Annotated in this window: 1 protein-coding gene; it reads left to right on the forward strand. The window is 62.1% G+C overall.

Annotation, left to right across the window (positions count from 1 at the left end; all coding sequences use genetic code 11):
• Positions 1-1,051 (forward strand): alpha-glucosidase/alpha-galactosidase (locus EOA38_RS37440; protein WP_145966332.1); only part of this gene is annotated, 1,051 nt, incomplete at its 5' end.
• Positions 1,052-1,095: the final 44 nt, after the last annotated feature.

Here is a 1,095-nt window from a genome sequence, read left to right on the forward strand (position 1 = left end):
GCGCCAGACGATCGCCGACACGCTCGGTGTCGGCGGCATCATGCGGGGTCTCAGAACCGTGCCGCATCTGTGGAAGATCTGCGAGGACATGCTCGCCGTCTGCCCGGAGGCGATCATGCTGCAATATGTCAACCCGATGGCGATCAACACCTGGGCGATCGCCGAGAAATACCCCCAAATCAAGCAGGTCGGGCTTTGTCATTCGGTGCAGGGCACGGCGATGGAACTGGCGCATGACCTCGACCTCCCCTATGAGGAAATCCGCTACCGCTCGGCCGGCATCAACCACATGGCCTTCTACCTGAAGTTCGAGCATCGCCAGCCGGACGGCTCCTATCGCGACCTCTATCCAGACCTTGTGCGCGCCTATCGCGAAGGCCGCGCGCCGAAGCCGGGATGGAACCCGCGCTGCCCCAACAAGGTGCGCTACGAGATGCTGACCCGGCTCGGCTATTTCGTCACCGAAAGCTCGGAGCATTTCGCCGAATACACGCCCTATTTCATCAAGGACGGGCGCCCGGACCTGATCGAGAAATACGGCATCCCGCTGGACGAATATCCAAAACGCTGCATCGAGCAGATCGAGCGCTGGAAAGGCCAGGCGGAAGCCTACCGCTCGGCCGAACGGATCGAGGTCGAACAATCGAAGGAATATGCTTCCTCGATCATGAACTCAGTCTGGACCGGCGAGCCGTCGGTGATCTACGGCAATGTCCGCAACAATGGCTGCATAACCTCGCTGCCCTTCGACTGCGCTGCCGAGGTGCCGTGCCTTGTCGACGCCTCCGGCATCCAGCCGACCTATATCGGCGACCTGCCGCCGCAGCTGACGGCGCTGATCCGCACCAACATCAATGTGCAGGAACTGACGGTGCGGGCGCTGATGAGCGAGAACCGCGAGCACATCTACCACGCGGCGATGATGGACCCACACACCGCGGCCGAACTCGACCTCGACCAGATCTGGTCGCTGGTCGACGACCTCATCGCCGCGCATGGCGACTGGCTGCCGGCCTGGGCGCGCAAGGGTGGCAGGAGCAAGGCCGCCTGATTTTCCAGAAAAATTGCGGAAAGCCGGAAAGCTGCGGATAGGTC

Origin of the sequence: Mesorhizobium sp. M1E.F.Ca.ET.041.01.1.1 (genome assembly GCF_003997355.1) — a bacterium.
Taxonomy (GTDB): domain Bacteria; phylum Pseudomonadota; class Alphaproteobacteria; order Rhizobiales; family Rhizobiaceae; genus Mesorhizobium.